The sequence below is a fragment of the Kitasatospora sp. NPDC051164 genome, from assembly GCF_044455625.1.
Taxonomy (GTDB): domain Bacteria; phylum Actinomycetota; class Actinomycetes; order Streptomycetales; family Streptomycetaceae; genus Kitasatospora.
Window position 1 is genome coordinate 1 of sequence record NZ_JBITFB010000108.1, and the last position, 4239, is coordinate 4239.

The 4239-nt window shown below is 69.1% G+C and carries 4 protein-coding genes and 2 pseudogenes; 5 read left to right on the forward strand and 1 reads right to left on the reverse strand.

Going from position 1 to position 4239, the window contains the following annotated elements; all coding sequences use genetic code 11:
• Nucleotides 1-99 precede the first annotated feature (99 nt).
• The 4 genes and pseudogenes from ACIBEC_RS47615 to ACIBEC_RS47630 all read left to right on the forward strand — a co-directional run bounded on the left by ACIBEC_RS47615 (nucleotide 100) and on the right by ACIBEC_RS47630 (nucleotide 2752).
• Nucleotides 100-585, forward strand: a complete 486-nt coding sequence (locus ACIBEC_RS47615; protein ID WP_360510246.1) for a hypothetical protein — start codon at nucleotides 100-102, stop codon at nucleotides 583-585.
• A 229-nt stretch (nucleotides 586-814) separates the two neighbouring features.
• Nucleotides 815-1801: pseudogene (locus ACIBEC_RS47620) on the forward strand (IS5 family transposase).
• A 22-nt stretch (nucleotides 1802-1823) separates the two neighbouring features.
• Entirely contained in the window at nucleotides 1824-2417 is a 594-nt protein-coding gene (locus ACIBEC_RS47625) for a DUF6000 family protein (protein WP_360510248.1), read from the forward strand.
• A 59-nt stretch (nucleotides 2418-2476) separates the two neighbouring features.
• Nucleotides 2477-2752 carry a hypothetical protein gene (locus tag ACIBEC_RS47630; protein WP_360510250.1) on the forward strand — a complete coding sequence of 92 codons (276 nt, stop codon included), beginning with the start codon at nucleotides 2477-2479 and terminating at the stop codon, nucleotides 2750-2752.
• Nucleotides 2753-2996: 244 nt separating this feature from the next.
• Here ACIBEC_RS47630 and ACIBEC_RS47635 read toward each other — a convergent pair whose 3' ends face one another.
• Nucleotides 2997-3209 (reverse strand): transposase, encoded by a 213-nt coding sequence (locus ACIBEC_RS47635; protein ID WP_360510252.1) that lies wholly within the window; start codon nucleotides 3207-3209, stop codon nucleotides 2997-2999.
• Nucleotides 3210-3582: 373 nt separating this feature from the next.
• On the opposite strand from ACIBEC_RS47635, the pseudogene ACIBEC_RS47640 reads away from it, so the two are divergent.
• A pseudogene (locus tag ACIBEC_RS47640) lies at nucleotides 3583-4173 on the forward strand (transposase); the annotation flags it as partial.
• Nucleotides 4174-4239 lie beyond the last annotated feature (66 nt).

The window sequence follows — 4239 nt, forward strand, 5'->3', positions numbered from 1 at the left end:
AATTGGTGCTGGTCATCAGGGGTGGAACTCCTACTCGGGCCCTCTCAGGCTAACCCGACAAAGCGGGATGTCTCACCCAAGGCTGACAGAGAGGGCCTGGTGACCGTCCTGGCCACGCCCCTGCTCCACGCGCTCTTTCGCCCGATCCTGTGCGACTACCAGGTCGTACTGCTCGCGTTCAACGCTCTCGTCCTGCTGGTCGCCCCACCGGACCCCATGTCGAACCTGAGCCGCGTCATCCCGTGGACGGTTGCCCTCTCGATCACGGCCGGGGAGGTCGTCCTGCCCCTGGCCGGGAGCCATTTCGGGGAACGGGCGACCGGCATGGGGTTCTACTTCGTGGCCCCGGTGGTCACCGGCATCGCCGTCGCCTGCACCGCACGCCTCGTCGGGCACGCCGCCCTGACCACAGCCGTCCTGGCCGGCCCGCCACTGCTCTCCCCCCTGCTCCCGGACATGGGACTCAACCACCGCGCACTCATCCTGCTGCCGGTGGTGCTGTTCACCGCCGGGTACACGATCGCCTTCCCTGTGGTGCGGATCACGGCCCGGATCGCCAAACGGCCCGACCAGCTGCACCACTGACCGCACGCCCCCCACAGCCGGCCCCTCAACCACCCCCCCATCACCAGTGGCGGCGCGCCGCTTCCGGATCCAGCGACGGTCACGGCAGGAACGCAGGGCCTCGGGGTTGCCGGTAGGGCTGTCCCAGCCGAGACCGGCGTCCGGTGCCGGCGCTAGGCCCGTGTGATGTTGTGATCAGTCTTCGGGTTCCGCCCTCGTTCGGGGTCGGAACCCGGTAGGACTGTTGGTCGTGACGCGCAGGCAACTCACCGATGATCAGCGGAAGTTGGTCGAGCCGTATCTGCCGGTGGGCAGGTTCGGTCCGTACCCCGAGCGGCTGCGGGAGCAGTTCGAGGGGGTGATCTAGCGGTTCCGCTCCAGTGCCCGGTGGCGGGAGATGCCTGCCGAGTTCGGCCCGTGGCCGACGGTCTACGGCCGTTTCCGGGTCTGGCGGGACGCCGGCGTCTTCACCGACCTGCTCGAAGGCCTGATCGCCGAGGCCGCCCGCGCGGGGAAGGCGGACCTGTCGCTGGTCAGCGTGGATTCCACGTCCGTGCGCGCCCATCACGACGCCGCCGGGATGCTCGTCGACGCCTCATGCAGGCCCTCGAGGAGGCCGCGCGCGAACAGGAGGAGGCCCGGCAAAAGGGGGCGGGCCGCAGGAACAGAACGGACAGGACGAGCGGCGACGCGCCCGGCTCCGACGCGGACTCCGCCTGAAGGAAGCCCTGCTCGGCCGCTCTCGGGGCGGACTGACCAGCAAGGTCCACCTCGCCGCCGACCGCCGGTGCCGCCCGCTGGCGCTCGTCCTGACCGAGGGGCAGGCCGCCGATAGCCCGCCGACAGCCCGCAGTTCATCCCGGTCCTCGCGAAGGTGCGCGTGCGCCTGCCGGTGGGCCGTCCCCGCACCCGGCCCGGCGCGGTCGCCGCGGACAAGGCCTACTCGTCCCGCGGCAACCGCGCCTACCTGCGCAAACGCCGAATCAAGGCCGTCATCCCGGGGAAGAAGGACCAGGCCGCCAGCCGGAAGAGAAAGGGCAGCATGGGCGGCCGGCCGGTCGGCCACGACGCCGACCTCTACAAAGAGCGCAACACCGTCGAGCGTCTGATCAACAAGCTGAAGGCATGGCGGGGCATCGCCACCCGCTGCGACAAGACACCCGAGAGCTACCTCGCAGGCCTCCACCTCCGCGCCTCGATGATCTGGATCGACGACCTCCTACGGACGGTCGACTGATCACAACCTCACACAGGCCCTAATGGACCTGGTCCGACGATTCGTCACGCCCGGCCGGCGGTACCTTCGGCTGGGTGGAAGCTCGCTGCGGTTGAGCGGGCCTGAGCGTGCCTTGTTCGTGAAGGGGCTGGTCCAGGCTGCCGTGGAGATCACTCCCACTGAACTCGGCATCCTATTCGAGGGTGGATGGCGAGAGCGCAGGACTGCCTCCTGGCTGGTTGCCGCGGCTGGCAGGACCGGGTTCCGCAGCCGCATCGGCGAACTCCTGCTGGCCAGCGGAGGTCCCTACCGCGGGTCTCTCTGCCTCGCTCTTGCCACATTCGGTACCAGAGCGGACGCCGATCTGGTCTGCAGATACCTTGATCGCTACTTGCCTCAACCCGACCTCCCCTGGGACCAGACCGAGGTTCTCAGCACGCTGCTTCACCTCGATGCCGTCCTTGGGGCTGAGCGAGCAGCTCCATACCTTGCCGCCGGTGGCTTGTGGCAGCAGTGGGCCGACGCCACGCCGAATACGGTGCGGGACCCGCAGGAGTACCAGCAGGTCGTTGAGCAGCTCTGTTCCTTCGCCAGCGAGTGCGCTGAACTCATTGCCGGAATGGAAACCAGGCGCTGATCCTCCCGGCCTGACGGCCGGACGCCGATTGCTTCGGACCTCTCGGTAGAGTCTGGGCAATGACAGAAAACCAGGGCCGCCGGCCAAAGTTCGACCAGGATGGTGGCATCGAGGACGTGACACTCCTCATCCTGGAATGGCTGGGTGAGCAGGGCGTGAATGCCATGATCAGGGTAGACGCCGAGAGGGTCGCCGAAAACGCGCCGACGTGGACGTTCGCCGCCAGTGGGGGTCCCTTGGAGCACGGCATGCGTGCTGACGGGAGGACTGTGCAGCAATGCATCTCCACAGCCCTGTCCCGGCTGCGTGAGGCTGGGCTGTCGGTTCCGTTTTGATCTTCGTCTTCGCTCACCTCTGGCTTCGATCATGACGTTGGTCTCGACGTCCCAGCGGTTCCTCCGGACCGGCTGAAGCCCGGCATTCCGAGCTGGACCGCAGCCGACTGGCTCGGCCGGCGCGTCGACCTGGGCGGGCGTGTTTTCGGCGTCAGCCAAGCTGACCCGGAGTCCCTCGACCTCACCGAGCCAGCCTTCGCGCTCGGCCTCGGCGCTGCGGGCGACAAGGTTGTCGCGAATGTCCTCAAGGCGGCCGCGCTGGGTCGGGTCCGGCCGGAGGGTTGAGGTCGGGCGAGTAGGGCGGAAGGAGGAACACTGTCAGCCAGGTGCGCTCGGCGATCAACTCGCGCATGGCGTAGGAGATGTGGGTGTTGAGGCGGTCCCAGACCAGTACGATCGGTGCCTTGACGAGCTGGTGGACGCCGTCGATCAGTGCGATGAAGTCGCGCTCGCCCATGCTGCGGCGCTTGCCTCTGCCCGCGGGTGCGTGCGCAAGCGGTGGCACAGCCGGGTGCGGGAGCCGGGTCGCATGGCAATCGGTCCCGCCACGGACAGGCGTCCCGAGCGGCGGCCGCTGACCGTCACGACAGGGGTGTGGCCGCGCCGGCCCCAGGTGCGGCCTTTGGGCGGACGGCGGGTGAAGCCTGCCTCGTCCTCGAAGCAGATGTAGCCCCCGCAGGCCGCCCGGGCTCTATTACCTCCGCCCAGGTCGCCTCCGTAAGGTGTTGTTCGGCCCGGGAGGGCCGGATGTGGCTGATGCGGTCTTGCCTTCAGTGGCTCCCCAGGAGTGGCCGCCCGGCTCTTCGGGGCGCCCTGGCTGCTTCACCGCCATTGAGGTGCCGGCCCAGCTCGCCGCCGACCTCGCGCTGCTGACCGCCCATCGCGCAGACCTGGTCGCCGACCGAGTGCGGATGATCAACCGGCTCCGCGACGTGCTGACCGGTATTTTCCCCGCCCTGGAACGCGCATTCGACTACTCCGCCCACAAGGGCGCCCTGGTCCTGCTGACCGGCTACCAGACACCGGCCGCGATCCGCCGCCGCGGCCGGGCCCGCCTGACTGCGTGGCTGGCCGACCGGAGTGTCCGCGGCGCCGACGCGGTGGCGGCCACCGCGCTGGAAGCCGCCACCGCCCAGCACACCGTCCTGCCCGGCGAGGACGTCGCCGCGACGATCGTCGCCGACCTGGCGGCGCAGATCCTGGCCCTGGACGACCGGCTGAAGCGGATCGACAGGCAGATCCGAGACACATTCCACGCGCGCGACGGGCCGAACCGGGACTTCTACCGGAAGCAGCGCGGCGAGGGGTGCAAGCATGTCCAGGCCGTCATCGCGCTGGCCCGCCGCCGAGTGAGCGTGCTGTGGGCCCTCCTGCGTGACAACCGGATCTTCACCCCCGATCCGGTCGCTCAGACGGCTTGACTCAGTCATTGAGACTCCTTCCACACGGTGACGGCCTGCTCGTCCCGCTCGGCCACCCGCCGCGCG

Bases quoted from the DNA above. Each gene is read 5' to 3' on its own strand.
- ACIBEC_RS47625 (WP_360510248.1), top strand. From the start codon at position 1,824: ATGGACCTGGTCCGACGATTCGTCACGCCCGGCCGGCGGTACCTTCGG.
- ACIBEC_RS47630 (WP_360510250.1), top strand. From the start codon at position 2,477: ATGACAGAAAACCAGGGCCGCCGGCCAAAGTTCGACCAGGATGGTGGC.
- ACIBEC_RS47635 (WP_360510252.1), bottom strand. From the start codon at position 3,209: ATGGGCGAGCGCGACTTCATCGCACTGATCGACGGCGTCCACCAGCTC.